The 23,959-nt window shown below is 72.7% G+C and carries 19 protein-coding genes and 1 pseudogene; 11 read left to right on the top strand and 9 right to left on the bottom strand.

The window, feature by feature from the left end; genetic code table 11:
- Positions 1-69 precede the first annotated feature (69 nt).
- On the top strand, positions 70-1,092 hold the full coding sequence (locus IG54_RS0102570) for an asparaginase (protein WP_030776738.1): 1,023 nt from the start codon (positions 70-72) through the stop codon (positions 1,090-1,092).
- A 127-nt stretch (positions 1,093-1,219) separates the two neighbouring features.
- Positions 1,220-2,623 carry an aspartate ammonia-lyase gene (gene aspA / locus IG54_RS0102565; RefSeq protein WP_030776736.1) on the top strand — a complete coding sequence of 468 codons (1,404 nt, stop codon included), beginning with the start codon at positions 1,220-1,222 and terminating at the stop codon, positions 2,621-2,623.
- 50 nt (positions 2,624-2,673) lie between these two features.
- Here the strand turns inward: aspA and IG54_RS0102560 are convergent, their stop codons facing one another.
- The 4 genes from IG54_RS0102560 to IG54_RS0102545 all read right to left on the bottom strand — a co-directional run bounded on the left by IG54_RS0102560 (position 2,674) and on the right by IG54_RS0102545 (position 6,218).
- A complete protein-coding gene (locus IG54_RS0102560) occupies positions 2,674-3,369 on the bottom strand; it encodes an HAD family hydrolase (protein WP_030776734.1) in 696 nt (231 codons plus the stop codon).
- 46 nt (positions 3,370-3,415) lie between these two features.
- On the bottom strand, positions 3,416-3,898 hold the full coding sequence (locus IG54_RS0102555) for an Lrp/AsnC family transcriptional regulator (RefSeq protein ID WP_030776732.1): 483 nt from the start codon (positions 3,896-3,898) through the stop codon (positions 3,416-3,418).
- Between the two features lie 63 nt (positions 3,899-3,961).
- On the bottom strand, positions 3,962-4,771 hold the full coding sequence (locus IG54_RS0102550; RefSeq protein ID WP_158708777.1) for a hypothetical protein: 810 nt from the start codon (positions 4,769-4,771) through the stop codon (positions 3,962-3,964).
- 106 nt (positions 4,772-4,877) lie between these two features.
- Positions 4,878-6,218 (bottom strand): ricin-type beta-trefoil lectin domain protein, encoded by a 1,341-nt coding sequence (locus tag IG54_RS0102545; RefSeq protein ID WP_030776728.1) that lies wholly within the window; start codon positions 6,216-6,218, stop codon positions 4,878-4,880.
- 378 nt (positions 6,219-6,596) lie between these two features.
- On the opposite strand from IG54_RS0102545, the gene IG54_RS0102540 reads away from it, so the two are divergent.
- Complete coding sequence (locus IG54_RS0102540) at positions 6,597-7,013, top strand: ATP-binding protein (RefSeq protein WP_234335932.1); 417 nt, start codon at positions 6,597-6,599, stop codon at positions 7,011-7,013.
- 67 nt (positions 7,014-7,080) lie between these two features.
- On the top strand, positions 7,081-8,034 hold the full coding sequence (locus IG54_RS0102535; protein ID WP_030776722.1) for a GNAT family N-acetyltransferase: 954 nt from the start codon (positions 7,081-7,083) through the stop codon (positions 8,032-8,034).
- 40 nt (positions 8,035-8,074) lie between these two features.
- Here IG54_RS0102535 and IG54_RS0102530 read toward each other — a convergent pair whose 3' ends face one another.
- The 3 genes and pseudogenes from IG54_RS0102530 to IG54_RS0102520 all read right to left on the bottom strand — a co-directional run bounded on the left by IG54_RS0102530 (position 8,075) and on the right by IG54_RS0102520 (position 11,319).
- On the bottom strand, positions 8,075-9,589 hold the full coding sequence (locus IG54_RS0102530) for an FG-GAP-like repeat-containing protein (RefSeq protein WP_030776720.1): 1,515 nt from the start codon (positions 9,587-9,589) through the stop codon (positions 8,075-8,077).
- 105 nt (positions 9,590-9,694) lie between these two features.
- Positions 9,695-10,327: pseudogene (locus IG54_RS0102525) on the bottom strand (dioxygenase); the annotation flags it as partial.
- Between the two features lie 44 nt (positions 10,328-10,371).
- Positions 10,372-11,319, bottom strand: coding sequence for a helix-turn-helix transcriptional regulator (locus IG54_RS0102520; protein WP_030776715.1), 948 nt, complete (start codon positions 11,317-11,319; stop codon positions 10,372-10,374).
- A 221-nt stretch (positions 11,320-11,540) separates the two neighbouring features.
- Between IG54_RS0102520 and IG54_RS0102515 the strand changes: the two genes are divergently transcribed.
- The 4 genes from IG54_RS0102515 (at position 11,541) to IG54_RS0102500 (ending at position 13,462) form a co-directional block, all read left to right on the top strand.
- Entirely contained in the window at positions 11,541-12,041 is a 501-nt protein-coding gene (locus tag IG54_RS0102515) for a hypothetical protein (RefSeq protein WP_030776712.1), read from the top strand.
- 29 nt (positions 12,042-12,070) lie between these two features.
- A complete protein-coding gene (locus IG54_RS0102510; RefSeq protein ID WP_030776709.1) occupies positions 12,071-12,547 on the top strand; it encodes a hypothetical protein in 477 nt (158 codons plus the stop codon).
- Positions 12,548-12,584: 37 nt separating this feature from the next.
- On the top strand, positions 12,585-12,959 hold the full coding sequence (locus IG54_RS39050; RefSeq protein WP_051819213.1) for a peptidoglycan-binding domain-containing protein: 375 nt from the start codon (positions 12,585-12,587) through the stop codon (positions 12,957-12,959).
- A gap of 113 nt (positions 12,960-13,072) precedes the next feature.
- Positions 13,073-13,462 (top strand): VOC family protein, encoded by a 390-nt coding sequence (locus IG54_RS0102500; RefSeq protein WP_030776704.1) that lies wholly within the window; start codon positions 13,073-13,075, stop codon positions 13,460-13,462.
- 19 nt (positions 13,463-13,481) lie between these two features.
- Here IG54_RS0102500 and IG54_RS0102495 read toward each other — a convergent pair whose 3' ends face one another.
- The gene (locus IG54_RS0102495; protein WP_030776701.1) at positions 13,482-15,650 is read right to left on the bottom strand and encodes an MMPL family transporter; all 2,169 of its coding nucleotides are present in this window, start codon (positions 15,648-15,650) and stop codon (positions 13,482-13,484) included.
- Positions 15,651-15,830: 180 nt separating this feature from the next.
- Here IG54_RS0102495 and IG54_RS0102490 point away from each other — a divergent pair, with 180 nt between their 5' ends.
- On the top strand, positions 15,831-16,568 hold the full coding sequence (locus tag IG54_RS0102490; protein WP_030776699.1) for a TetR/AcrR family transcriptional regulator: 738 nt from the start codon (positions 15,831-15,833) through the stop codon (positions 16,566-16,568).
- 24 nt (positions 16,569-16,592) lie between these two features.
- On the opposite strand, the gene ppk2 is transcribed toward IG54_RS0102490, so the two are convergent.
- Positions 16,593-17,558, bottom strand: a complete 966-nt coding sequence (ppk2, locus tag IG54_RS0102485) for a polyphosphate kinase 2 (protein ID WP_030776697.1) — start codon at positions 17,556-17,558, stop codon at positions 16,593-16,595.
- 174 nt (positions 17,559-17,732) lie between these two features.
- Here ppk2 and IG54_RS0102480 point away from each other — a divergent pair, with 174 nt between their 5' ends.
- Positions 17,733-21,524 carry a WD40 repeat domain-containing protein gene (locus IG54_RS0102480; protein ID WP_063756178.1) on the top strand — a complete coding sequence of 1,264 codons (3,792 nt, stop codon included), beginning with the start codon at positions 17,733-17,735 and terminating at the stop codon, positions 21,522-21,524.
- A 163-nt stretch (positions 21,525-21,687) separates the two neighbouring features.
- On the top strand, positions 21,688-23,937 hold the full coding sequence (locus tag IG54_RS42445) for an ArnT family glycosyltransferase (RefSeq protein ID WP_078593624.1): 2,250 nt from the start codon (positions 21,688-21,690) through the stop codon (positions 23,935-23,937).
- The last annotated feature ends 22 nt before the right edge of the window (positions 23,938-23,959 follow it).

Raw genomic sequence — 23,959 nt, 5'->3', positions numbered from 1 at the left:
TCGTTGCGCCGAGGTCGGCCACCGCTCGGGGGGCCGTTGATCCTCTGGGTTCCTGGGAGGTACGCGGACGTGGAAACGCAGGCGCGACGGATCGTCGTCATCAGCACCGGCGGGACGATCGCCAGCCGCTGGCAGGGAACCGGCTTCGCCGCCGACGCCCCCGGCCGCGAGGTCATGGCCACGGCCGCGATACCCCACGGCATCACCTCCGAGATCATCGACCTGTTCAACGTGAACAGCCCGCGGCTGACCTCCGCCCAGCAGCTCACCCTGCTGCGCACCGTGCACGAGGTGCTGGCCGACCCCGGCGTCGACGGGATCGTCGTCACCCACGGCACGGACACCCTGGAGGAGTCCGCCTTCCTGCTCGACCTGCACCACCACGACCCCCGCCCGGTGGTCTTCACCGGCGCCCAGAAGCCGCTCGGCGCCGAGGGCGGCGACGGGCCCGGCAACCTCTACGACGCCCTGCTCACCGCCGCGACCGTGCGCGACCTCGGTGTGCTGGTCGTCTTCGACGGCAAGGTGCACGCCGCGCGCGGCACCGTGAAGACCCAGACCCTCGCCGCCGACGCCTTCGCCGACCCGTCCGGGCCGCGCGTCGGCAAGGTCGGCTTCGGCAAGGTCTCCATCGAACACCGCCCCGAGCGCCCCGAACCGCTGCCGCTGCCCGCGCCCACCGCCACGCTGCCCCGCGTCGACATGGTCATGCACCACGTCGACGCCGACGCGCTGTTCGTGGAGACGGCGGTCGAGGCGGGCGCCCAGGGCATCGTGCTCGTCGCCACCGGCGCGGGCAACGCGACGCCGGAGTTCGTCGCCGCCATCTCCGCCGCGATCGAGCGCGGGGTCCTGGTCGCCCTCACCACCCGGGTACAGGCCGGGCCCGTCACCGAGATCTACACCCATGGCGGCGCGGTCGACCTCGCGGGGGCCGGGGCGGTGCTGACCGGCACCTTGCGCGCCGGGCAGGCTCGCAGCGCGGTGCTCGCGGCGCTGCTCTCGGCCTCCAGGCCGGGGGAGCGTGAGGCTCTTCTGCGCCGGGTCGTCGGTGAGGGGGCGGCGGCCTTGGACGAGGCTGCGGCTGCCTGAGCGTCACGCTGGAACACGTATCAGTCTGCGGGCCGTATGTGGCTGGTCGCGCCCGCGCGGCGGAGCCGCATATGTCACAGCCTCGCGCCCCGTCGGGGGCGCTTCGGCCCCGGAAGAGAACAACACCATGACCGCCGCCCCCGCCCTCCGTCGCGAACACGACCTGCTCGGTGACCGTGACGTCCCCGCCGACGCCTACTGGGGCATCCACTCCCTGCGCGCCACGGAGAACTTCCCCATCACGGGCATCCCCATCTCCGTCTATCCGCAGCTCATCGACGCGCTCGCCGCCGTCAAGGAGGCCGCGGCCCGCGCCAACGAGGAACTGGGCCTGCTCCCCAAGGCCAAGGCCGACGCGATCGTCGCCGCCTGCCGGGAGATCCGGGCCGGGCACCTGCACGACCAGTTCGTCGTCGACGTCATCCAGGGCGGCGCGGGCACCTCCACCAACATGAACGCCAACGAGGTCGTCGCCAACCGCGCGCTCGAACTCCTCGGCCACCCCAAGGGCGCGTACGAGCACCTGCACCCCAACGAGGACGTCAACCTCAGCCAGTCCACCAACGACGTCTACCCGACCGCCGTGAAGGTCGCGGCGATCAGCGCCGTGCACGGGCTGCTGCGCGCCATGTCGGTCGTGCAGGACGCGTTCGCCGCGAAGGCCCTGGAGTTCCGTGACGTCCTGAAGATGGGGCGCACGCAGCTCCAGGACGCGGTGCCGATGACGCTCGGCCAGGAGTTCTCCGCGTACGCCGTGATGCTCGACGAGGACCGCATGCGCCTCGCCGAGGCCGTCGAGCTGATCCACGAGATCAACCTCGGCGCCACCGCGATCGGTACGGGACTCAACGCCCCCGCCGGATACGCCGAGACCGCCCGCCGCCACCTCGCCGAGATCACCGGCATGCCGCTGGTGACGGCCGCCAACCTGGTCGAGGCGACCCAGGACTGCGGTGCCTTCGTCCATCTGTCCGGCGTCCTGAAGCGGATCGCCGTCAAACTCTCCAAGAGCTGCAACGACCTGCGGCTGCTGTCGTCCGGCCCGCGCGCCGGACTCAACGAGATCAACCTGCCGCCCGTGCAGGCCGGTTCCAGCATCATGCCGGGCAAGGTCAACCCGGTGATCCCCGAGGTCGTCAACCAGGTCTGCTTCGAGGTCATCGGCAACGACGTCACCATCACCATGGCCGCCGAGGCGGGCCAGCTCCAGCTCAACGCCTTCGAACCGGTCATCCTGCACTCGCTCGCCAAGAGCATCACCTCGCTGCGCGCGGCGTGCCTGACCCTCGCCGAGCGGTGCGTCGAGGGCATCACCGCCAACACCGAAGTGCTGCGCCACTCCGTGGAGACGTCCATCGGGCTCGTCACCGCGCTCAATCCGCACATCGGCTACACGGCCGCCACGGAGATCGCGCGGGAGGCGCTCGCCACGGGGCGGGGGGTCGCCGAACTCGTCCTGGAGAAGGGGCTGTTGCCGCCGGAGCGGCTTGCCGAGCTGCTGACTCCGGAGCGGGTGGCCGGGGCGGCCTGAGCCCTTCCCGTGCGAGCCGCGTGTGGCTGGTCGCGCAGTTCCCCGCGCCCCTAACGGGGCGCCTTCGCGGATGCCAGTACGTTCAGCGCTGCCTGCGCCGTGAACTCGCTCTGGCCTCCCCGGACCAGCAGCTCCGCCTCCGCGAAGGCCTGGTCGTCGGCGTGGGCGGCGACATACGGGATCGCCACGCACCGCATCCCGGCCGCCCGCGCCGCTATCGCGCCGGGTGCGGCGTCCTCGAAGACCACGCAGTCCGCGGGCTCCGCGCCCAGCAGCGCGGCCGCGGCGAGGAACACGTCCGGCGCCGGCTTGCCGCGCGGCACCTCCTCGGCGGAGACGAGCGTGGTCAGCTGGGCGTCCAGGCCCGTACCGGCCAGGACCGCCTCGATCGCCGCGCGGGACGAGCCCGACGCCACGGCCATCGGCACGCCCGCCTCGTGCAGCCGCTCCACGAGCCTGCGCATCTCGGGGAAGACATGCGTCCCGGCCCGCGCCAGCTCCAGATAGCGCCGGTCGAGGTCGGCGATCAGCTCGGCCACCGACGCGTCGATCCCGTACTCGGTTCGCCACCGCGCCAGCGTCTCGTGGGAGCTGATGCCCACGTACCGCTCGTTGTCGGCCCAGGTGTACTCCCGGCCGGTGAACTCGGCGAGCAGGGCCCGCGAGGCCTCGTAGTAGTGGGGCTCGCTGTCCACGAGGGTGCCGTCGAGATCGAGGATGACCGAGGTCCTGCCGAAGCTGCTCATGCCGACCAGGATGCCAAAGGCGCAGGTCGTCGCCGCCAGGAGGGCCTCAGCGTGGCCCGGAGGCCGCCCTGCCGACCGACTCGACGAGGGGGAGCAGCCGGTGCGGGACCCGCTCCCGCAGAGCCATCTCGGTCCGCGTACGCACCACGCCCGGCAACTTGATCAACTGCTGGATGACGTCCTCCAGGTGGCCGTTGTCCCGTGCCGCGACGCGCGTCAGCAGATCGCCGCCGCCCGTGATCGAGTGCGCCTCGATGATCTCGGGCACGGCCGCGAGCGCGTCACCCACCTCGTCCAAGTGCCCCTGTGTGACCTCGATGTGGACGAACGCCAGCACCGGGTGGCCGAGCGCCGCGGGGGAGAGGAACGGACCCGTGCCCATGATCACGCCGTCCCGCTCCAGGCGGTCGAGCCTGGCCTGGAGCGTGCCCCGCGCGATGCCGAGCACGCGCGCGTACTCGCGCAGGCTGGTGCGGGGCTGTTCGAGGAGCAGGCGCAGGATGCGGGTGTCGAGTTCGTCGACGGCCATGGTCCGAGGTACTCCCAGGTGAGCGGGGCTGATCGCTGGTGACTGTAGCCGCTGGGCGGTCCGCTACGGCCGTGCCTGGGCCGCGATGAACTCGTCCCACGTGGCGACCGACCCGGCGGGTGGCGCGGAGATCCTCGGCACGGCGCCGAAGTCCGAGTACTCCTCGTTGATCACCTCGCGGCCCTTCTTGCCCTCGCCGGTCTCCCGCGACCTGAGGACGAGGTCGTCCTTGCCGACCCACATGTCGATGACGACCGACTTCAGCCCCTGCTTCTTCGCCGCCGTGACGTAGAGGTCCCGCAGGTCCTTCGACAGCGCGGGACCGGTGTACTCGGCCAGCTGGTCGAGGACGACCTTGCCGCGGTAGTGGTCGGCGGCCCGGCCGCCGGTCTTCTCCTCGGCAACCCACGCGGTGGACTTCGTCGCGGCGAGCGCGCCCGCGAACTCGGCGACGTACCCGGCCGCGCGCGGAGCGCCACCGCCCCCGTCCGCACCTCCGCCGAGATCCATGCTGTACCAGCTCTTGCCCGGCACCTTGTCCGTCTTCACGTACGTCGAGCCGCCCAGGGAGAGCATGTGGCTGACGCCGGTCGGGTTGGCCGCGGACTTCGACACCTCCGCCTTGATGACCGAGGCCGCGGGCTTCTTCTGGTAGAGCATCTCGGAGCGGTCGGTGCCGCCCTGCCCCGTCTGGACCGTCTTGTACGAGGACTGCGCCGCGGTCTTCCTCGCAGCGGCCGTCAGCACGGCGCGGGCGTCCTTCCGCTCGTCCTGCGCGGCCTTGCCCGGCTCACGGCCCGGACGGTCGTCGCCGCCCTCTCCGCCGCAGCCCGCCAGCACCATCGTGAGCGCCGCCCCCACGGCCGCCGTCACGACACCCCACCCCTTGACCTGCACAGTTGTTCGTTCCTCGCTGGTTGTACAGAATTTCTGCATTTCGGCGATCTTAACCGGGCGCCGCCGCGGCACTGCCCGCGCGCTACTTCGGCGTGACCCAGACCTGGCGCTCTCGCGTGTTCGCCGTGTGCAGCTGGACCTCGGTGCCGTTGGCGGTGCGGCCGCCCCTGACGTCCAGGACCTTGCCCGAGGCGACGTGCGCGATCCGGCCGCCGGCATTCACCGACCAACGCTGGGAGGCGCCGCCGTCGCAGTCGCGCAGGCTGATGCGGTTGCCGTCGGTGTTCGCGTCGCGGTGGTTGTCCAGGCACTTGCCGAGGGCGCGGAAGGTGCCGTCCTGCTGGAGGATCCACGACTGGGCGACGCCGCCGTTGCAGGCGTACAGCTGGATCCGCGTGCCGTTGACGGCCCTTCCGCCCTTGACGTCGAGGCACTTGCGGCCGATGCCGGTGACCTTGCCCTGCGGGGGCAGCGCGGCGCCGCCCGCGCGGGCCAGGTGGCGCAGGCCCTGGACGTCGTACTGCTGCACGTAGGTGCCCGCGCGCCTGTCCTGGTAGGCGTTGGCCGGCGTGCACATCACCGGTGCCTCGCCCGAATCGGTGCCCTTGACGCAGTCGCCGCGCGCCGCGCCGCGGTTGGCGTGCGCGAGGCCCATCGTGTGCCCCAGCTCGTGGCTGATGTGGTTGCGCAGATAGGTCTCGCCCATGGACGGCGCGGGCTTTCCATCGGCGGAGAAGAACTCGTCGTTGATGTACGCGTGCCCGCTGGTCACCGTGGCCGGGAGGGAGGAGGCGTAGAAGCCGCAGCTCAGATTCTTCCTGCCGGATCCGTCACGGACGACCTTCCAGCCCGAGCCGCCGCCGTCGGCGGGCGGTACGCACGGACGCCGCAGCAGCCCGATGACGACCTCGCCCCTGGTCCTGACGTGGTCCCAGCCGACCGGCCGGGAGTCGACGGTGACCGGCAGGTTCGTGACGCGCCGCAGGTCGGCGGCCGACCGCTTGACGTAGGGGCCGAGCCAGTCGGCGGCCCTCCTGTCGTAGAACCTGACGGTGTAGCCGGTGCCGAGAAGCTTGGCCGCGCCGGCCGACGTCCAGCCCTCGCCGTGCGGGGCGGCGGGCGCGGCACGCCCGGCGGGAGCCGCAGAGGGCGCGGGCGTGAGGGACATCACGCCGTCCCTGAAGCGTGTCCCGTCGGATCCGGAGGAGCTGAAGTCCTGCCGTTCCGCGTGGCTCGCCGCCGTGCGCGTGGGCGCCGCGGCCGGGCGCGACGACGCGGGCGCCCTGTCATCGGTGGCATCGGCGTCGTCGGTGCCGAACGCGCTGGGCGACAGCTGGAGCCCGGCCACGACCGCCGCCGCGGCGCCGACGGCGGCCATGGCCCTACGGCGTCTGCGGGCGACGCGCTTCCGTATCGAACTCAAGTCCCCGCCGTCCTCTCGCTGAAGAGCATGTGCTCGCTGAAGAGCATGTGCCGCCCCGGGCCTCGCCGCTGGGAAGTCCCGGCGTCGCAGAGATGATAGGCGTGAAGTGCGGTGCGGGTGACGTCAGTTGGGTGCCATGGGGGCGGCGCCGCTCCGGATGCCGACGGCTGGGGCACATGACAACGACAAGGACCACCAGGGTGGTTGTTGAGGGCGTATCCGCCTGGTGCTGTAGGGCGCACTGGACGGGCGGATTGGCGATCAGCCGAGGGGGGCATCACCGTGAGGCAGGACCGGTCGCGCAAGACACGCCGCGGCCCCGGTGGCGACAGTGATCGCGGGTGTACCGGTTGTCCACGGGAGGGGAAGTGAGTTGCCATGCGTGCGCACCAGCGCGCCCATCGGCCCACCACCAGGGTGGAGTACGCATTGCCGCAGGAAGCCGCTTCGGCGGGGCGAGCACGGAGGCTGACCTGCGCGTTCCTCGTCAGAGCGCACCACCGCAAGGCCGAACTGCCCGCCGAGCGCGTGGACGACGCCGCGCTGGTCGTCTCCGAGCTGGTCTCCAACGCCGTCCAGCACGCGCGTGGCGGCTGCCGCCTGCGCGTGGAGGTCGCCGGTGACCGGGTGACCGTCGAGGTCTACGACACGAGCCCGGTGCGCCCACGCGTGCGCAAACCGAGCAGTGAGCGGGAGAACGGCCGGGGGCTGGCGATGGTCCGCCAGCTCACCCACCGCCTGGAGGTCGTGACCGCGCGCCGCGGCGGCAAGACGGTACGGGCGGTACTGGCCTGACGGAGCCCGGGGGCGCCTGGAGAAAAGTCCGTTGCGGGCACAGGGCGTGGCGGCGGACAGTGGGCGCATGACGATGTCTCTCACGCTGCCGCCCGGCCTGACCGTGCGGGCCGCGACGCTCGGCGACGCGGCGGCGGTGTGCGCCCTGCTCAACGAGGTCGACCTGCTGGAGATCGGCCGCGCCGACACCGAACTGGCCGAGGTGCAGGCCGACTTGAACCACCCCGAGGTGGACCTGGAGCGTGACTCCTGGCTGCTGTTCGAGGGGGAGCGCCTCGTCGGGTACGCCCTGCTGTGGGACGAGTCGGGCGGCGAGCGGATCGACGTCGACCACTACGTGCTCCCCGGCCGGCCGCGGGGCGCCCTGCACCTGTTCGACCTGATGGAGGCCCGCGCCGCACGGCGCGCGGCGGCCAACGGAGCGGCGCGCGCCGTGCTGCACCTGCACCTCAACAGCACGCCCACCATGGACCTGTCGGCGCTGGCCGCGCGGGGCTGGCGCACCGTGCGCCGCTACAACGTGATGGCCCGCCACATCAGCGTCCACGCCGACGAGCCGCCGACGCCCGTGCCCGGCGTGACGCTACGGGACTGCTCGGCGGAGGAGGACCGCAGGCACGCCCACCGACTGCTCCAGGAGTGCTTCACCGAGCACTTCGACTTCCAGCCGCGCAGCTACCCGCAGTGGCTCGACGACATCGGCGCCGAACGCGCGGACTGGTCGCTGATCTGGATCGCCCACGTCGACGGCGTCGGCGACGCGGGCGTGCTGCGCACCCACGACGACCGCCCGTCGATGGCCTGGATCGGCAACCTCGGCGTCCTGCCCGAGGCCCGCGGCCGCGGCCTCGGCAGCCACCTCCTGCGCCACGCCTTCGGCCACTACGCGGCGCGCGGCCGCGACCGGATCGGCCTCGGCGTCGACACGGACAACAGCAGCGGCGCGCTCGCCCTGTACGAGCGGCACGGCATGGCACTGGACCACGCGGTCGACACGTGGGAACTGATCTGCCCGGTCTGAGACCCACGGGGGTGGTCTCGGACCGGGCCCGCGCCTGGTACTAGCGCAGCTCGCTGCCGAAGAGTGCCGCCGCGGCGGGGGCCGCGACGTCCTTGGGGCCGAAGGCGGCCGAGCCGGTGGCGGTCACGCCCGTGGCCGTGCCGCGCAGCGACCAGAGCGCGCCGGCCTGCGCGTTCTCCCGGACGGAGGAAACGGCGAGGTCGCGGTGGCCGTCGCCGGTGACGTCGAGCAGCGCGGTGGCCGACCCGAAGGTGTCGTCCTTCTCGGCGACGCCGGGAACACCCGCCGTGTTCTGGTGGAAGACCTGCGCCCCGGCCCCGGTCACGCCGTCGGCGCTGCCGTGCACCAGGACGACCGCGCCCGCGTCGGCGACGGAGCCCACGTCCTCACCCGTGACACCCACGGCGAGGTCGGCGTATCCGTCGCCCGTCACATCGCCGACGGCCACCGAGGCGCCGAAGGCGTCCCCGCTCTCCTCGGCGCCGGGAACGCCCGGCAGGTCCTGGTTGATCACCTGGGTGTCGTCCTTGAGGCCGCTCGCCGAGCCGTAGGCGACCCTGACCGTCGACCTGTAGACGTTTCCGAGCGCCAGGTCGTCGTAACCGTCGCCGTTGATGTCACCGACAGCCATGTCGCCGCCCGCGCCCGGCGCGTCGCCCCTCGTGAAACCGGTGGGCGAGCCGTACAGGACGCCGTTGGACGCCTCGCCGTCGCCGCTGTAACGGACCATGGCGAGGTCGTCGTAGCTGTCGCCGTTGAGGTCACCGACGGCCTGCGGCGAGGACGGCCCCGACAGGCTCCTGGGGCCGTCGACGCAGTCCCGGTCGGCGCAGGTGGGATCCGGGCGACGGCTGCCGTAGTCCCACCACTCCGACCTGTCCATGAAGTCGAGGGTCTTGGCGGGCGTGCCGGTGCGCTGGAGAGGGCCCTTCCACAGGCGGGCCTGCTGGCCGACCGGGTCGTCGCCGTAGGACTCCACCCCGGCGAACAGGGCGAGGTCGGTCGTGCCGTCGCCGTCGAAGTCCCCCGCCTGCGGGGACCGGCCGAAGGTAGCGATCCTGGTGCCGCCGGTCAGACCGGAGGCGGAACCCCACAGGATCACCGAGCCCTCCGACGCGCTCCTGCCGCTCACACCGATGACCAGGTCCGCGAAACCGTCGCGGTCGAGGTCGCCCTTGGTGAACGTCCCACCGAACTCCTCCTTCGCCGTGGCCGCGCCGGGCACGCCGCTGGTGGAACGGCTGACGACCTTCTTGCGGGCCGGGCCGAGGCCGTTCTTCGACCCGTATGTCACCACTACGTACCCGGCCTTGGCCTTGCCGGAGACCGTGCCGCCGGGGGCGCCGACGACCAGGTCGCCGTAGCCGTCGCCGTTGAAGTCGTCCGTCGCCTTCGCCGCGTCGCCGACGCGGCCCGATGCGGCCGGCGAGGTCGCGGGGGCGGCGGCCCGGGCGCTTGCCTGCCCGAGGGTGAGGGCCGAGAGACCGCCGCCCACCAGCAGCGACGCGGCTATCAGCGGCATGGTGAGACGGACTGTGCGACTGCTGCGCGGCATATGACTTCCCTTGGTCAAAGATCGGCTGTGCCTCTCAGACGACCTGCGACCATCCCCGACGGTTGTACGGCGCCCGGTGCGGCACGCTGCGCAACCGCCCGATCACTGCGGCACGTTGAGGACGAAGTCGAAGTCTGCCTCCTTCGCGTTTCCGACGGTACGTACGTTCATCAGCAGCCGGGAGTCGAAGATCGGGTCCGTGTTGTTGCGCGGCTCACCGGGGAAGTACAGCTGTGTCGTGAGCACCGGGCGGCCCGGGGCCTGCACCTTGACGTGCAGATGGCGGGTGCGGCCGGGGTAGAGGCCCGGTACGACCGTGGTGAGCCTGAACGCGCCGGACGCGTCCGTGTACTGGTGCCCGCGGAAGCGGAACCCGACGTTGTCGTACGTCCCATAGGTGTCGGCCTGCCAGAAGTCCAGGAGGACCTGGGGTATCGCCCGGCAGGCGCGACCGAAGACGTACCCGGTGACGGTCAGCCTCATCCCCGGCGTCCCCGGCTGGATGAGCGAGGTGCGCCGCGGGGAGTTGGGCTTGAAGTAGGGGCCCTCCGTCTGCGGCGGCGTCGGATCGTCGCCGTCGTCGCACGACGGCGTCAGCACCGGTGCCTCGCCCCGCTCGCCCGCGGTGCGGGCCAGGGCGGGCACCCCCATGAGGCTCACGGGAACGGCCATGCCGACCGCGGCCGCGGCTCTCAGAACCGTCTTGCGGCTGGGTCCCTTGCCGGTCTTGTCGTCCATCGCTCCTCCAAAAGGGCGGGGTGGATTCCGGATCGGCTAAGAAGCTATGCGGGGGAGCGGGGCCGGGCGATGGACTGGACCCGGTGGTCGTGGTGAATATCGCCGGTGCCGCGCCGGAAGTCCCCGGGACTCGCGCCGGTCTCGCGGCGGAAGAAGCGGCAGAAGTACGCCGGGTCCCCGAACCCGACCCGCCCCGCGATCTGACGCACCGACAACTCCGTGCGCAGCAGCAGGCGTTTGGCCTCGTGCACCCGGGCCTGCCGGATCAGTTCGCCGGGCGTACGGCCCGTGGACGCCTTCACGGCCTCGCTGAGATAGCTGACCGAGACGCCCAGGTGCTCCGCGCACGTCCGCACCGAGTGCGGCGCGCCCTCGGGAGTGCCGAGCAGCGCCACGAACTCCGCGGCCACCGAACCGGGCCGCGAGGGCGGCGGCAGGACCGCGGGCTGCGGTGCGGGCTGCCGCGCCGCCCGCACCACCAGGACGTGCAGCAGGGCCCGCAGCACACCCGGAAACCCCGCGGCACCCGTGCGGTACTCGCTGTCCAGTTCGGCGACGAGGCGAGCGGTCCACTCCGCCGCCTCGTCGGACAGTTCGAGCCAGGAGCGCCGCGCGAGCCCCCGCAGAAGGGCGCGGTCGGCGGGGTGGTCCAGGAGGAAGTCGTCGGTGAAGAGGACGACATGACCCTCCAGGCCGGTCACTCCCTCCCAGTGGTGGACCTGCCCGGGGGCGATGAAACACAGGTTGGGCGGGCGCAGCGTGAAGCCCGTGAGGTCGACGACGTGCCTGCCGGTGCCGCCGGTGACGTGGACGATCTCGTGGAAGGTGTGCCGGTGCGGGAACGGCGCGCGCGCCATCGGACCGAAGGCGTCGAACGTGCCGATGGCGAACGGCAGCGCGTTGGGCATCGGCACCTCCAGGCGGTGCGTCGGCATGCCGTCCCCGGTCGGCTCCCCGCTGTTCCCCTCGCCGGGCAAGACCGTTGTGCGCATTGCGTACGCTCCTCATCCCTACGCCGTCCGCCACGGCCGCCACCATGGCACGCGCGGTCACCGCCGGGGAGAGGACGTACGGCGGTGGCCAAAAGGCGCGTACTCGTGCGACCCGCACTGTCCCGTGCGGCGTACGCCGATCACGGCGGCGTCAGGGGCACGTCAGCGCTCCCGGCGAGGATCGCGACGACACGGAACCAAGCCGCCAGGAGGCAGCTGACATGGCCGTCGCACACCACGCACCCGACCGGAACGGGAACACGCCCGGCGCGTGCCGCCGCCGGGGCGGGCGAGGCCTGCGGGCCGCCCTCGCGGGCGCCGTCGCCTGCGCCGCGGCCCTGGCCGTCCCACCGGCCTCGCAGGCCACCGCCGCCACGAGGTCCGCCACCACAGCGGGCTGCCAGGCGCGCGCCGACGCACGGCACACCGACTGGACCGGGATGCACTTCCTCGGGGACGTGGTCTGCCCGCACAACACCGGCTCGGTCCGGGTGCAGTCCACGACCGAGAGTTCCGTCAACGGCCAGATCGCCTTCTCTCCCAGCTGGTTCGTGTGCTGGAAGCGCGGCAGCCCGTACCAGGGAGGGGACATCTGGTACTACACGCAGGGCGACACGGTCTCCGGTGCCAGGACCGCGAAGGGCTGGGGGTACCTCCCGGCCGCCGAACTCGCCTCGGCCACGCATCCGGTGCCGGGCCTGAAGCAGTGCACTTGGTCGTGAGGACCAGTGCCGTTCTCTGGAGTACGCGCATGAGCCCCGCACTCGCACAGCACCCCCGAAAGCGCCGCGCCGCCCTCGCGGGAGCCGCGCTCTGTCTGACGCTGGCCGCCGGGCCGGTGCCGGCCGCACAGGCGAGCCAGGCAGCGCCCCGCGCCGGTGCGGCCGAGGCGTCGGCGACCTGCTCGCTGCGGCAGAACCAGCCGCACAGGGACACCCTGGGCAACGTCTTCAGCCTCGATCTGTACTGCGACAACCTGATCTCCGACACGTTCGGCCGCCCCGCCTTCAACGCGCCGGTCACCGGCCGCCTCAAGTACACGCCGAGCTGGTTCGTGTGCTGGACCGAGGGCGACCCCGCGCCCGACGGAAACAAGGTCTGGTACTACACGCAGGGCGACGAGGTCGTCAGCCTGCCCGGCATCAAGGGCTGGGGCATGGTGCCGGCCAGGGTCGTGGAGACCCAGAAGCACCCCTACCCCGGGCTGCCCCGCTGCCCGTGGTTCTGATCCGCATACCCCACCACACCGTTCGGGAGAGTTCACCGTGACGTCACGACCCAACCGACGCGACCGCGTCCGTACGCTCGCCGCCGCGCTGCTCGGCTGCGCGCTGCTGGCGGGACCCGCCGTGGCACTGGACGGGGCCGCGGACGACGTGCGCGTCCAGCAGGCCACCAACGGGGAGTGGCGCCACTGCCCGTACACCGGAACCCACCCGGAACTGGGCAAGGGCCACGCGAACGACGCCGTCGGGCACCTCCAGTGCGTCCTGAACAAGGTCTACGGCTACAAGAGCGTCACCATGGACAAGATCTTCGGCGACGCCACCCTGGCCGCGGTCAAGAACTTCCAGCAGAGCGTCGGCCTGAGCGCGGACGGGTTCGTCGGGCCCAACACCTGGGCGGCGCTGCATCCGTAACCACGTGGTGGACCGATGGATCTCCGCTCGGCGATCATGGGGCGCAGCCGAAGCGCGACGGCGAGACCGTCGTACACCCCCGGCGCCCAGGCGCCGCGACCCGCGGAGAGACCATGCGTGTGCTCGCCTTCGACCACCTCGTCCTGAACGTCGCCGACATCGAGCGCTCGCTCGCCTTCTACACCGGCCCGTTGGGCCTTGAGCCGGTGCGCGTCGAGGAGTGGCGGGCCGGCAAGGCCCCCTTCCCGTCCGTGCGCATCAGCCCCACCACCATCATCGACCTCGTCGCGGCCCCCGAAGGGCAGCCGGCGGGCTCCAACGTCGACCACATCTGCCTGGCGGTCGAGCCGCTCGACTGGCAGCAGGTCATCGACTCCGGCGTCTTCACGGTCCTGGACGGCCCCGGCGAGCGTTTCGGCGCCCGGGGCACCGCCCTCTCCCTCTACGTGCGGGACCCCGACGGCAACACCGTGGAGCTGCGCTGGTACCCGCAGGACGCCTGACACCCGGTCAGGCCTCCGGTCAGGCCTCCGAGAGGCCGAAGCGCCCGTGGAACGCGCGCAGGAAACCGGGCGCGTACCAGGCCGAGCGGCCGAGCAGCCGCATCGACGCGGGGACGAGGACACCGCGTACGGCGATGGCGTCGATGAGGATGGCGAGGCCGCTGCCCAGGCCGAACAGCTGCATGAAGCTGATCTCGGCCGTCCCGAACGCGAAGAAGCTCACCGCGATCAGCGCCGCCGCCGCGCTGACGACGCGCCCGGTGTGCCCGAGACCGTTCACCACGGCCGACTCGTTGTCCTCGCCCAGCTCGTGCAGCTCCTTGATCCGGCTGGTGACGAACACCTCGTAGTCCATCGAGAGGCCGAAGGCGACGCAGAACATCAGCACGGTCATCGACGTCTCCATCGGCTGCGGCGTGAAGCCGAGCAGACCGGAGAGATGGCCGTCCTGGAAGATCCAGGTCATGACGCCGACGGTCGCTCCCAGGCTGACCGCGTTGAGGGCCAGCGCGCGCAGCGGCTGGACGACGCTGCCGGTGAACAGGAAGAGCAGCAGGAAGGTGGTGACCACGATCAGGCCCACGGCGAGCGGGAGCCTGCCGCCGATCGAGTCGTTGGAATCGACCAGTTCGGCGTCGCCGCCGCCCACCAGCGGTTCGGTCCCCGAGGGCGGGGCGGCCGACCTGACCTCCTCGACCAGCTCCTTGGCCGCGTCCGACTTCGGCGTCAGCGCGCTCACCACGTTGAGCTGCTGCGCGCCGGGGCGGCCGAGCGCCGCGTTGCCGGGACCGGCCGCCGCGGCCCGTCCGTCGGTGTAGACCCCCGTACTGGCCTCGACGCGGGCGACGCCGTCGAGCCGGGACAGCCCGGCCGCGTACGCCTCCAAGGGGGCCCTGTCCACGGACTCGTCGATGACGACGCGCAGGGCCGCGGCGTCGTTGCCGTCGAAGTTCTCCCGCAGCGACACCGAGACCTGGCGGCTCTCGGCGCCCTCGGGCAGCACGCGTTCGTCCGCCGTGCCGAAGGTGATGCCGAGCAGCGGGCTCGCCGCCGCGACCAGCACCGCGAGCACGGGCAGCGCGGTGAGCGCGGGCCGGCGCATGACGGTCCTGGCAAGACGCCCCCACCAGGACGCCCCGGATCCGGAGCGCCCCGGCCTCGCCCACGGCATCCGGCCGCGGTTGACCCGGTGGCCGAGGACGTTGAGCAGCGCCGGCACCACGAACAGGGTGGCGAGGGCCGCGATGACGACGACACCCACCCCGGAGTAGCCGAACGAGCGCAGGAAGTACTGCGGGAACACCATGAGCGCCGCGAGCGCGGCGGCCACGGTCGCGGCGGAGAACGCGACCGTACGCCCCGCGGTGCTCATCGTCGCGCGGACGGCGTCCTCCACGCCCACCCCCGCCGCGAGCTGCTCCCGGAACCGGCTGACCATCAGCAGGGCGTAGTCGACGCCGAGGCCCAGACCGAGGGCCGTGGTCAGATTGACCGCGAAGACGGACACGTCGGTGACGCTGCCGACGAGGTACAGCTCGGCGAACACCCCCACGATGGCGATGAGCGCGATGGCCAGTGGCAGCAGCGCGGAGACCACCGTGCCGAAGACGACCAGGAGCAGCAGCAGGACGAGCGGTATGGCGATGGACTCCGCGAGGACGAGGTCCTCGCCGGTCTGCGGCCCCATCTCGTAGCTCACGCCGGCGCTGCCACCGGCCTTCACCGTGAGCGCGTCCTTGTACGTACCGGCGTAGACGTCGATGACGCCCTTGGCGTTCTCCTGCCGCTCCGTGTCGTGTCCCTTCACCCGGGCGAGGACGAGGGCCTCGCGGCCGTCCTTGGAGCGCAGGCCGGGACTGTTCGTGTCCCAGTACGAGACCACGTTGTCGAGGTCCCGCTCCTCCTTCAGCTCGGCCACCAGGGCCCGGCCGTTCCGTTCGGCTTCGGGACCGTCGACGCGGCCCTCGGAGGGACGGACCAGCAGCACCAGGTTGGTCTCGCCGCCGAACTTCTCGTCGATGACCTCCCTGGCCCGCGACGACTGGGAGGACGGATCGTCGAAACCGCCGCCGAGCAACTTCCCGAACGCGCCGGCGCCCAGGGCGCCCATGAGGGCCACGGCCACGACGGCTATGACGAGTACCAGCCGGGACCGGCGGATCGCCAGTTCGGCTATGCGTTCAAACACGCACGTTCTCCTTTGGTGTCCCCGCGTTTCCTACGGATGAAGGCGGATGAAACGGGGGTCGCACGCTTCGCCGCCGCGAGTGACGCTAGTGAGGACACGGAAGATCTGGCAGTGTCAGATTTTCTTCACGGCAGGCAACTGACCCTGGCGGTGCGGGCGTTACCGTCGTACCGTCGCCGCATGCTCGCCGACCGAGAAGCCGCCGCCCCGCCCACCCTGCGCCAGCGCCGAAGGGCCGCAGCCACTCAGGAGATCCTGGACGCCGCCGAGCTGCACATCACCGCACACGGGCCCCCGGCTCTGTCCCTGCGCGCCGTCGCCCGCAGCCTCGGCATGACCGTCCAGGCCCTCTACCACTACTTCCCGAACCGGGACGCCCTCGTCACGGCTCTCATCACCAAGGCGTACGGCGACCTGGCCGACGCCGTGCAGGCAGCCGTCGACACCGCTGCGGACGGCGCGGACGTGCCGCGCCTGGTCGTCGCGGCCGAGGGCTACCGCCGATGGGCCATCGCCCGCCCCGAGCACTTCCAGCTCCTCTACGGCACGCCGCTGCGGGAGTACGAGGCGCCCGCCGACGGCCCGACGACCCGGGCCATGCGCCGGATGAGCGCGATCTTCGAACGCGAGATGTTCGCCGGGTTCACCACGGCGCAGCTCGCCGAGGCCGACACCCCCGCGCTGTCGCCCGCGCTCCGGGCACACCTGGAACAGCTGCCCCCGGACGGCCTGGGGGAGCTGCCGCCGGCCGCGACCACGCTGCTCCTGAGTGCGTGGGGACATCTGCACGGCCTCGTGGTCCTCGAAGTCTTCGGCCACACCTCCTTCACCGGCGACCACCAGGCCGAGATCTTCCGCGCGGCCATGCGGAACCTGCTGGAGGACGTCCACCGCCGGATCCCGGCGCACGCGCCGTGACGCGCGCCGGGGCCGAGCGGCGCGTCAGGGATGCTGGCCCGGCCCCTGCTCGTAGTGGGCGATCCTGCTGGGGGACAGGTCCGTGGGGTCCTCACCCGCTTCCAGAAGCGTGTCGGCCGGGCCGATGATCAGCGGATCCGCCTCGCCCACGGCGTCCTTGTCCTTCGCCTCGTAGTCCATACGCAGCAACAGGTGCCGGATCGCCTCAAGACGCCCCCGGCGCTTGTCGTTGAACTTGATCACCGACCACGGGGCGTGAACCGTGTCCGTCGCCCGGAACATCTCCACCTTGGCCTTGGTGTACGCGTCCCAGAGGTCGAGCGAGGCCAGGTCCGTCGGGGACAGCTTCCACTGCCGTACGGGATCCACCTGACGGATCGCGAAGCGCGTACGCTGCTCCGCCTGCGAGACGGAGAGCCAGAACTTGATCAGCACGATCCCGTCGTCGGTGAGCATCTTCTCGAACAGCGGGGCCTGCTGGAGGAACTGCCGGTGCTCCTGCGGGGTGCAGAAGCCCATCACGGGCTCGACGCCGGCGCGGTTGTACCAGGAGCGGTCGAAGAAGACGATCTCCCCGGCCGACGGGAGCTGCGCCACGTAACGCTGGAAGTACCACTGGCCCGCCTCGCGCTCGGTGGGCTTGTCCAGGGCCACGACGCGAGCGCCTCGCGGGTTGAGGCGTTCGGTGAAGCGCTTGATGGTGCCGCCCTTGCCCGCGGCGTCCCGCCCCTCGCAGACGACCACGATGCGCTGCCCCTGCTCGCGGACCGTCTTCTGCAACTTCAGCAGCTCGATCTGGAGGAAACGCTTCCGGCGCTCGTAGGTCTTCCGCCGCATCTTCTCCCGGTAGGGGTAGTTCTCCTGCCAGGTCCGCAACGGCTCGCCCTGCTCGTCGAGCAGCACCGGACGCTCCGGCCGGGCCTCGTCCACCCGCAGCCCGTCGAGCAGGCGCTCACCCTCCTCCTCGGCCCCAGCCCCGTCCGATGCCATGGCGTCTCCTCTCATCGCTTCATCACCTCACCGCCGAGTAACACTGTCTACCCCCATATCGAGCGGCAACCTCGCAGAAATCGCCTCGACCGTTGTCCGGATCAGGTGGCGCGGGCCCCGCGGACCGGCGCGGACAATGACGTTCGGAGCCATGGTGGGCCGGGGGTGGTAGCTGTGCCGCGCGGAGAGCGACCGCTGGAGGACGACGGGGGCGAGCTGACCGCGTTCGCGGCCGACCTGCGCAAGCTGCGGGAGAAGGCGGGCGGCCCGCCGTACCGGCAGCTCGCGCGCGCCGCCCACTACTCGTCGACGACGCTGGCCGACGCGGCGGGCGGCCGCAGACTGCCGAGCCTGCCGGTCACCCTCGCCTATGTGCGGGCCTGCGGCGGGGACACGAGCGCCTGGGAGGCGCGCTGGCACGCGCTCAGCGCCCGGCTCGCCGCCGCCGAGGCACCCGACGAGGCCCCCGTCGCCGGTGACGGTGAGCGGCGCGGACCCTACGTGGGGCTCGCCGCGTTCCAGCCGGAGGACGCCGCCTGGTTCTTCGGGCGGGAACAGCTGACCGACGACCTGGTCCGCCGGGTCCGCGAGCGCCACTTCCTCGCCGTGTTCGGCGCCTCGGGGGCGGGAAAGTCCTCGCTGCTGCGGGCGGGCCTGCTCCCGCGCCTGCACGAAGGTCCCCACGCCGAGTGGACCACCGTCCTGTTCGCGCCCGGCGCCCACCCCCTGGAGGAGTGCGCCGCCCGGCTCGCCGCCGTCGGCGCGGACACGGCCACCGCCCTGCGCCGCGAGCTGGCGGCGGACCCCCGGGCCCTGCACCTGACCGTGCTCAAAGCGCTGGCCGAGCGGCCGCCCGGCGCCGAACTCCTCCTGGTCGTCGACCAGTTCGAGGAGGTGTTCACCCTCTGCGCCGACGCCGCGGAACGCACCCGGTTCATCACCGCCCTGCTCACCGCGGCCCAAGCGGCCAACAGCCGGACGCGCGTCGTCCTCGGCGTGCGGGCCGATTTCTACGCGCGCTGCGCCCAGTACCCCGACCTCGTCGAGGCGCTGCGCGACGCCCAGTTGCTCGTGGGGCCGATGACCACCGACGAACTGCGCCGGGCGATCAGCCGGCCCGCCGCCCGCGCGGACTGCACCGTGGAGGGGGCGCTCCTCGCCCGCGTGATCGCCGACGCCACCGGCAGGGCCACGGTGCTGCCGCTGGTCTCCCACGCGCTGCGCGAGACCTGGCGCCGCCGCCGCGGCAGCGCCCTCACCCTGTCCGGGTACGAGGCCGCGGGCGGCATCCGGCACGCCCTCGCCCAGACGGCCGAGGCGGTCCACGCCGGGCTCACCGGCGAACAGCGCCGCCTGGCCCGCGCCGTCCTGCTGCGCCTCGTCGCGATCGGCGAGGACGCGGATGCCACCGGACGCCGCCTGCCCCGCGCCGACCTGGACTCCCTCGACGAGGACCGGGCCGGTATCGGGACGGTCGTCGACGCGCTGGCTCGCGCCCGCCTGATCACGCTGGACACCGACACCGTCGAACTCACCCACGAGGCGCTGCTGCACGCCTGGCCGCGACTGCGGCACTGGATCGACGAGGACCGGGCGGGACTGCTGCTGCACCAGAGGCTGAGCGAGGCGGCCACCGCCTGGGACCGCGAGGGCCGCGACCCGGGGGCGCTGTACCGCGGCACACGGCTGGCGGCGGCCGAGGAGTACGCGGCCACGCCCGACGGCGCCCTGACCGCACTGGAGCGGGACTTCCTGGCCGCGAGCACCGCGGCCCGCGACCGCGAGCGGCGCGCCGCGGTCCGCACCACGCGGCGCCTGCGCCGGCTCACCGTCACCCTGTCCGTGCTGCTGGTCATCGCGCTCGTGGCGGGCCTGATCGCCTGGGACCAGGACCGGACCAGCGAGAGCCACCGGCGCGAGGCCGTCACCGAACAGCGCAGCGCCCTGTCGCGGCAGCTCGCCGCCCAGGCGTCCGTCCTCCTCGCCGACGAGTCCGACCTGGCCTCGCTCCTGGCCGTCTACGCCTACCGCATCCGCCCCACCGCCGAGGCCACCACCAGTCTCCTGGCCGCGGCCTCGCGCCCGCTCCAGCAGCGGCTCACCGGCCACAAGGGGGAAGTGGGGTCGGTGGCCATCAGCTCGGACGGCCGCACGGTGGCGAGCGGCGGCCAGGACGGCACGGTACGGCTGTGGAACGCGGCCACCGGCAGCGCGCGCACCACACTGGAGGGACACAAGGGGGCGGTGCACTCGGTGGCGTTGAGCCCCGACGGACGCACGCTGGTGAGCGGCGGCCAGGACGGGACCGTACGGCTGTGGGGCACGCGAACCGGCGAACAGCGAGCCCTGCTGGCGGAGCATCAGGGCACGGTGCGGTCGGTGGCGTTCAGCCCGGACGGCCGCACGGTGGCGAGCGGCGGACGCGACGGCACGGTACGCCTCTGGAACACCGTGACCGGCGAACTGCGCAAGCCGCTGAGGGGGCATCAGGGCCCGGTGCTCTCGGTCGCGTTCAGCCCGGACGGCGGCACGGTCGCCGGCGGGGGCGAGGACGGAGGCGTACGGCTCTGGAACACCAGCACCGGCGGGACACGCACCGCGCTCGACGGGCACGAGGGGGCGGTGAGATCGGTGGCGTTCAGCCCGGACGGCCGCACCGTCGCCACCGCGGGACACGACGGCTCGGTGAAACTGTGGAACCGGACGACCGGCGAGGACGGCCTCACGCTGACCGGACACGGCCGTGACGTCGAGTCGGTGGCGTTCAGCCCCGACGGGCGCACGGTCGTCAGCGGCGGCCGCGACGGGACCGTACGGCTGTGGGACACGGCGAGCGGGGCGCGGCGTGCCGTGCTGAGCGGGCCGGGGGGCGGCGTGCGGTCCGTGGCGTTCAGCCGGGACGGCAGCACGATCATCGGCGGCCGCCGCGACGGGACCGTCCGGCTGTGGGCCGTGGCCACCGGCAAGGCGCGCATCACGGTGTCCGGGCCCCGGGGGGCGGTGAACTCGGTGGCGTTCAGCCCGGACGGCCGCAGGGTCGCGAGCGGCGGGGACGACGGCACGGTACGGCTGCGGGACGCGGCGACCGGCAGGCCGCGCGCCACACTCGACGGTCACGAGGGGCCCGTGCGGTCGGTGGCGTTCGGCCCGGACGGCGGCACGGTCGCCAGTGCGGGCCAGGACGGGACCGTACGGCTGTGGGACACCGCCACCGGCGAGCAGCAGGCCGTGCTGACCGGCCATCGGGGCGGTGTGCGGTCCGTCGCGTTCTCCCCGGACGGCCGCACCGTCGCAGGCGCGGGCGGCGACGGGACCGTACGGCTGCGGGACACCGCAACGGGCAGACGGCGGCACGTACTGACGGGCCATCAAGGAGGCGTGGAATCCGTCGCGTTCAGCCCCGACGGGCGCATTCTCGCCAGCGGGGGGATCGACGGGACCCTGCGTCTGTGGGACACGGACACCGGCAGGGCCCGGCGCGTCCGCGGCGGGGGCGGCTCCCCCATCCGCTCGGTGGCGTTCGCCCCGGCCGGGTACACCGTGGCCGGCGGCAGCGACGACGGCATCGTGCGGCTGTGGGACGCGCGGTCGGGACGGGCCCGCGGCGAGCTGACCGGAGTCAGGCGCGGCGCCGAGACGGTGGACTTCAGCCCCGACGGCCGCACGGTGGCCAGCAGCGGTCGCGAAGGGACCGTACGCCTGTGGGACGCCACCACCAGCATGCAGAAGGCCGTGCTGCCCGGCCACGCGGGCCCGGTGCGGACGGTGGCGTTCAGCCCGGACGGCCGCACCGTCGCCAGCGGCGGCGACGACGGCGCGCTGCGGCTGTGGAACGTCCTCCTCAGCGCGGACGAGGCGATCAGCAGGATCTGCCGCTCCCTGCGCAGGGACCTCAGTCCGCAGGAACGCGCCCGGTATCTGCACGATCCCTACCAGCAGTCGCCCCGCCGGGCCTGCACGGGCTGACCCGGCAGGTGCGAGCCGTCCGGCTCCCGGAGCGTTGTCCGGCGCTTGTTGTCCGGTGCCCGGCCCCCGGCGCCGGACAACGCCGCACCGGTAGAAGCGAGACGTCGACCACTTGGCGGCCACGTCCGTGGCCACGTCCGGGAACAAGGAGCCAGCTGCGACCATGACGTCTTTGACCAGCACGTCGAGCACGACTGCGCCCTCGGTCGCCCCGCCACCGCCGCGCCGGGGGCGGTTCTGGCGCTCGCCGCCCGACCAGCCGCGTTGGGCGCGGCCCGGACTCCTCGGGATCGCCGCCCTCGCGGCCCTGCTCTACACCTGGAACATCACCAGCAGCGGGCTCGCCCCTTACTACTCGCTGGCCGCCCGCAGCATGTCCGAGAGCTGGAAGGCGTTCCTGTTCACCACCGTCGACCCGGCGGCGACCCTCACCATGGACAAGATCGGCGGCTTCCTGTGGCCGCAGGCCCTGGCGGCGCGGGTCCTCGGCTTCCACGACTGGGCCCTGACCCTGCCGCAGTGCGTCATGGGCGTGGTCTCCGTGCTGGTGATGTACCGGGTGGTGCGCCGCTGGCAGGGGCCCGCCGCCGGGCTGCTCGCCGCGGGCCTGCTGACGGTCACGCCCGTCGCGGCCTCGATGTTCGGCCACGCGATGATGGACGGCTCGCTCATCATGTGCCTCGTGCTGGCCGCCGACCAGTACCAGAAGGCGGTCGGCACCGCCCGGCTCCGGCCGCTGCTGCTGAGCGCCGTGTGGATCGGCCTCGGCTTCCAGATGAAGATGATGGAGGCCTGGATCGTCGTCCCCGCCTTCTTCGTCGGCTACCTCGTGGCGGCCCCGGCGCGACTCGGGCGGCGCCTTGGCAGCCTCGCGGCGGCGGGCGTGGTGCTCCTCGCGGTGTCGCTGTCGTGGGTGGCCCTGCTGACCTTCACTCCCAAGGACGACCGGCCCTACGTGGACGGCTCGACCAACAACAGCGCCGTCGCGATGGTCTTCGGCTACAACGGCTTCAACCGTCTGCACGCCGGACTGATCGAAGGCGGCGCGCCCGCGTCCGGCCGCCCGCTGCCGGACGACGGACGCGCGAACGCCGGTGACGCCGGCGACAAGAACGGTGCGGGGAGCGCGCCGACGGCCCCGCCCGCGAGCAGCGGGCCGGGGCAGCCCGGGAGCGGCCAGGAGAAGGGGGGCGCCGACGAGAAGGGAGGCGCCGGACGGCAGCCGTCCACGGCCCAACCGTCCGGCGCGCCCTCCGACGGCACCCGTGAGCCTCCGAAGCTCTCCGAGGCCGCCCTCTGGCTCAAGCTGGTGCGCGAGCCTTTGGCACCCCAGATCGGCTGGCTGTATCCGCTCGCCGTGATCGCCCTCGCCATGGGGTCGGCGAAGTACCGAGGGGCGGCCCGCACCCATCCGGCCCGCGCGGGCTTTCTGATGTGGGGCATATGGCTGGTCACCGCGGCCTTCGTGCTCAGCGCCATCAGCAACCTCTTCCACACCGCCTACCTGGCCGTCCTCGCGCCCCCGCTCGCCGCCCTGTCCGCCGCCGGGACCGTCGCCCTGTGGCGCGCGTACCGAGCCTCGCCCGGTGGCCGAAAGTCCTGGGTGCTGCCCGCGGTCATCGCCACCGAAGCCTGCTGGACGATGTATCTGGCCTACGACTACACGAGCTTCGCGCCCTGGCTCATCCCCTCGCTCGTGGTGGCCACGCTCATCGCCGTCCTGGCCCTCGGCTTCCCGCGGGGCAACCTCCGCCGGGCCGGGCTCATCGGGCTGCTCGCCGGGTGCGCGGCCATGTTCGCCGCGCCGACGGCGTGGTCCCTGTCCGTGCTGAACGAGCGGTACGCGGGGTCCGCGTTCGACGCGTCGGCGGGCCCGCCCCCCGGCGCGGGGGAGGGGGCGGGGCCCGGGAGGGTCATCGGCAGTCCGGACGATGCGGGCGGTGCGAGCGGCGCGGGTGACGGCGCCGGTACGGGCACGGGTGCCGGTAGGGGCGCGGGACTTGTGACCACGACCCACCAGACGCGCACCTCGCTGACCGCCGAGGAAGGCAGGCTCCTCGCCTACGTCCAGAAACACAACGGCGACGCCGAGTACACCATGTCCGCGGAGAAGACGATGCTCGCGGCCCCGTACATCTACGCCGAGGCGGTGCCCGTCCTGCCCGTCGCCGCCATGCACGGCGGCGACGTCCTGCCTCTCGCCGAGTACCAGGAACTCGTAGCCGCCGGTGACGTCAGGTTCGCGCTGGTCACCGAGGAGGGCGCGAAGAGGTCGAGGATCGGCTCCTGGGTCAGGTCGGCCTGCGCGGAGGTCGATCCGCGTGTGTACGGCGGCCGTGGCGCTGGTGACGACGGCGACCGTCGCTCGCCGAGCCTCTACCACTGCGAGGCGGCCGACGCGGCCAAGCCCTGACGCTCACACGACGTCGCACGAC

Source organism: Streptomyces sp. NRRL S-920 (assembly GCF_000717945.1).
In the GTDB taxonomy this organism is placed as follows: domain Bacteria; phylum Actinomycetota; class Actinomycetes; order Streptomycetales; family Streptomycetaceae; genus Streptomyces; species Streptomyces alboniger.
Note: the sequence above shows the minus strand (reverse complement) of the source record. Positions and strands in the feature narration are given on the sequence as shown.